Below are 4,166 nucleotides of genomic sequence, written 5' to 3' on the forward strand. Positions count from 1 at the left end.
CACGCCGATCACGGTGAACAGCGTGGCGCGCTCCTTCTGCGGGTGGCTGGGCAACGCCGCCGCCAGGGCCAGGGCCGCAGAGGCGCCGCAGATGGCCGTGGCGCCGCCGGTGAGCAGGCCGAACAGGCTGTTGAAACCAAGAAGACGCGCCACCGCGACTGACACGAGGATGGTGACCACCACCAGTGCCACCACCATGGCGACTGGCTGCCAGCCGAGGGACGCGATCTGTTCCAGGGTGATGCGGATGCCCAGCAGCGCCACGCCGACCCGCAGTACTTCGCGGGCGGTGAACTCGATGCCGGGCTTGCACACGCCGTCGGCCGCGAGGAAATTCACCGAGAGGCCCAGCAACAGGGCGAACAGCATCACCGGGGCACCGTAGTGCTCGGAAAGGAAGGTGGCCGCCGCGGCGACCATGGCGCTGACGATCACGCCGGGCAGCAGCGCCCGGCTGCGCGATCCCAGCGCGGTTATTGCAGTTGCGTACATGGGAGGGATTCCTGCGGCCGGGGCCGCGACAGATCGATGAAACAACGGCCCTGCTCCTGCTCCACCGCATAGGTGGCGACACCGAAGCCGCTCACGCCGGGGACGCAGCCGGTGGCCAGGTCGAAGCGCAGGCCGTGGGCCGGACAACGCAGCAGGCGTCCTTCCAGGCGGCCGCTGAACAGCGAGGCGCCGTTGTGCGGGCAACCTTCGTCGATGGCGTACAGCTCGCCGTCCTGGTTGAACAGCACCAGGGATTTGCCGCCTTGGCGAATCAGGCTGCGGCCGCCAACCGGCGGTACTTGTGCCGCTGGCACTTCCACCCGTTGGCTCATGCCTGGCAGGCCTCCGCCACGGGGCGCAGGTCCAGGGCACGGTGCAGCTGGGCCAGCATCAGCCACGGCGGCTGGGCGCCGGCCAGCGAGATGCGCCGGTCGAGGACGAACGAAGGGACGGCGGTATTGGACGGCACGCTCTCGCTGCCGGCGTAAGGGCGGCCGTCCTCATGCAGCACGCCCTCCAGTCGTTGCGGGTCGAAGCCGCATTTCCCGGCCAGGCGCAGCAGGAGTTCGCGGTCGCCCAGATCCTCGCCGCGCTGGAAGTAGCTGGCGAACAGCTGCTCCAGCAGCGCGTCGACCTGGCGTTCGCTGCCCTGCTCCCTGGCCAGTGCCAGCAGACGGTGGGCGTTGGCCGTGTTGGGCATGCGCTGGATGCGCTGCAGGTCGATGTCCACGTCCGCGTGGTAGGCGGCATCCTTCACCTGCTCCTGGCGTGCCTGCACCGCCGCTTCGCTGCCCAGGCGCTGCGCATAGAACTCCTTGAACGGCACGCCCTCGGCCGGCAGGTGCGGCAGCAGTTGCACACCGCGCCAGTGCAGCCGAACCGGCACATCCGGCCGGCTGGAGGCCAGGGCGCGCAAGGCCCTTTCCAGGTTGCGCTTGCCGATCAGGCACCAGGGACAGATGAAGTCGAAGGTCATTTCGACCAGCAGGGGTTTCATGGACGCTCCTCGCTGGTCATCAAGTGCGCCAGCTTCTGGATGTCGCGGTGGTAGTGACGCTTGCCGTAGCAGAACACCAGCGCCGCGGCGACGCTGATCAGGGGGATCAGCTGGAAGGCGCGATCCAGGCCGAAGTTGTCGGCCAGCACGCCAGTGATGTAAGGACCGGGCGCCAGGCCCAGCAGGTTGTTGGCCAGGGTCAGGGTGGCGAAGGCCGTGCCGTGGATCGAGTAATGGGTCAGGTTGGCCACCATGGCGCCGGCCGGGCCGGAGGTTCCGGTCGCCACCAGCATCGCCAGGGCGATCACCACCAGCTGCGGCACCCCGGGCGCCATCTGGAAGGCTACGGAAAGCAGCACGCAGCTGATCAGGCAGTAAGCGATGGCCAGGGCGATCTTGCGGTCCGGCGCATTGCGGCAGAGCCGGTCGCTGAGGACGCCGCAGAGGATCATGCCGGCACCGCCGGTGAGGACGATGATGGCCGAGACCACGCCAGCCTGGTCGGTGCCCATCTGGTAGTAGCGGTTCAGGTAACTGGGGAACCAGACCATCACCGCCGCGCCGACGAACAGCTGCAGGCCGCTGCCGACATAGGCGCAGATCACCGAGCGGCTGGAGAACAGGGTCTTGAGCGGGCGTCGGCAGGGAAACTCGTCATTGGCAGAGGGCGCGACCATCGGCTTGGCGATGCGCGACTGCTTGACCACCAGCGGATAGACGGTGGCCAGCACCAGGCCGAAGAGTGCCATGCCCGCGAAGGACCAGCGCCAGCCCAGGTGCTCGGCGAGAACCCCGCCCAGCGCCATGCCCAGCACCGAGCCGAACATGCCGCCGGCCATGAAGGCGCCGGTAATGGTGGCGCGCATCTGCCGGGGGAATACCGAGAGCACCACGGCGATGCCGACGCTGCCGTAGGCCGCCTCGCCCACGCCCACCAGGAAGCGGGCGATGAACATGTGCTGGTAGTTTTCCGCCAGGCCGCAGCCCAGGGTCGCCAGGCTCCAGAGCATGGCCATCAGCACCAGGCTCTTGATCCGGCCCCAGCGGTCGGCCAGCAGGGATAGGGGGAAGGTCAGCAGGCCCACCATCAGCGCAACGATGCCACTGAGCAGGCCAAGCTGGGAATCGGTCAGCGTCCACTCGGATTTGAGCAACGGAAAGACCGCGTTGAGAACCTGCCGCGACATGTAGTCGGATATCAGCAGGCCGAAAGTCAGGGCGAACACCACCCAGGCGTAGGTGCGGGGGATGTTGACGGCCGAGTCGTCGAAATCGGCGGTGCTGGCGGTCGCGGCGTGATGGTAGGCCATTGCATTACCTTGAATCTGTGCGTCTTTTTGTTTTTGTCACGCGTATCTGGCAGAACGGCTGGTCGCCGTCCTGCCAGAGCCGGCCTTTTGGGCCGGCCCCTCGCTACGCAGGTCAGGTACGCAGCGGGACGTGCTTCTGACCGGGTTGGCGGTTCGGCGCCATGCCGTTCATGCGCAGGGTCTCTTCCACGTCCTTGTACTCGACACCGATCTTGTAGATCTCGCGTGCTTCCTTGCCGGTGGCGATTTCGCGACCCAGCTCATGGGCGATGCGCACGGTCTGCTGGATCTGCTGCACCGAGGTGAAGCGCTTGCCGTGCTGGTCGATGATGGTGTCCTCGATGCCGACGCGCGGGTGCAGGCCCATGGCCAGCGCCATGGTGTTGAAGGGCAGCACGTTCTTCAGCAGCGACTCGGCGGTGAGGGTGCCGCCGTTCGGGGCGCGGTGGATGAAGTTGAAGAAGTTGAACGGATTGGGGCCGTCGAAACCGCCGCCGATGCCGATCCAGGTCAGGTTCAGCGGGCCCTTGTAGACGCCCTTGCGCACCAGGCGCTCGAGGGTTTCCAGGGCATGGATGCCGGTGAGCTGGAAGTGCGGCTGGATGCCGTTGGCCATCAGGCGCTTGAGGTGCTCCTCGACCCAGGCCGGGCCGGCCGGGACGGTCATCTCGCTGTAGGCGGCCTGGTAGACCGGGTTTTCCAGGGAGGTGCCCTTCAGGTACTCCGGATAGAGCAGCTCCATGATGTTCATCTGGGTGGTGTTGATGGCCACGGTGACCTGGTCGGGCTTGGGCGTCAGCTCGGCCAGCATGTGGCGGGTGTCGTCGGACAGCCACTTGGCCGCCTCGCCCTCGCTTTCCGGCGCGAAGGAGATCGAACCGCCGACCTGGATGATCATGTCCGGTACGGCCTCACGCACGCCGGCGATCAGCTCGTTGAACTTGGACAGGCGCTTGGAGCCGGTGCCGTCGAGTTCGCGCACATGCAGGTGGAGCACGGTGGCGCCGGCTTCGTAGCAGTCCACGGCCTTCTGCACCTGCTCCTCCATGGTCACCGGAATGTCTTCCGGGAAATCGGCCGGCATCCACTCGGGGCCGTAGGGCGCCACTGTGATGACCACCTTTTCCATGTTTTCCGGGTGCAGGGAATCGTCTAGGAATTGCATGTAAATACCCTCGTTCTGTTCTTGTTCAGGGGGCCACTGCCGGCCTTTGTCCGGCAGGACGGATCGGTGGTCAGAAAGGCGTGTCGCCGATGATCCCGGCGCGTTCCATCTTGCGGACGCAGGGCGGGTAATCCATCACGGCGTAGTGCTGGGTGGAGCGGTTGTCCCAGATCGCTACGCTGTTGGGCTTCCAGCGCCAGCG

Annotated in this window: 6 protein-coding genes; all 6 read right to left on the bottom strand. The window is 66.5% G+C overall.

Annotated features, from left to right (window positions below; translation table 11 throughout):
• Window positions 1–492 (bottom strand): putative sulfate exporter family transporter (locus tag ACFPU0_RS27480; RefSeq protein ID WP_377696458.1); only part of this gene is annotated, 492 nt, incomplete at its 3' end.
• The gene (locus ACFPU0_RS27485) at window positions 474–824 is read right to left on the bottom strand and encodes a Rieske (2Fe-2S) protein (protein WP_377696459.1); all 351 of its coding nucleotides are present in this window, start codon (window positions 822–824) and stop codon (window positions 474–476) included. The genes ACFPU0_RS27485 and ACFPU0_RS27480, both read right to left, overlap by 19 nt.
• On the bottom strand, window positions 821–1,489 hold the full coding sequence (locus ACFPU0_RS27490) for a DsbA family oxidoreductase (protein WP_377696460.1): 669 nt from the start codon (window positions 1,487–1,489) through the stop codon (window positions 821–823). The genes ACFPU0_RS27485 and ACFPU0_RS27490 overlap by 4 nt, the downstream gene beginning before the upstream one ends.
• The gene (locus tag ACFPU0_RS27495) at window positions 1,486–2,799 is read right to left on the bottom strand and encodes an MFS transporter (RefSeq protein WP_377696461.1); all 1,314 of its coding nucleotides are present in this window, start codon (window positions 2,797–2,799) and stop codon (window positions 1,486–1,488) included. The genes ACFPU0_RS27490 and ACFPU0_RS27495 overlap by 4 nt, the downstream gene beginning before the upstream one ends.
• Window positions 2,800–2,911: 112 nt before the next feature.
• Window positions 2,912–3,964, bottom strand: a complete 1,053-nt coding sequence (locus ACFPU0_RS27500) for a 3-keto-5-aminohexanoate cleavage protein (protein WP_377696462.1) — start codon at window positions 3,962–3,964, stop codon at window positions 2,912–2,914.
• A 70-nt stretch (window positions 3,965–4,034) separates the two neighbouring features.
• Window positions 4,035–4,166: TauD/TfdA family dioxygenase (locus ACFPU0_RS27505; protein WP_377696464.1), on the bottom strand; the 132-nt coding region annotated here is incomplete at its 5' end.

Source organism: Pseudomonas sp. GCM10022186 (genome assembly GCF_042656385.1).
GTDB lineage: Bacteria > Pseudomonadota > Gammaproteobacteria > Pseudomonadales > Pseudomonadaceae > Metapseudomonas.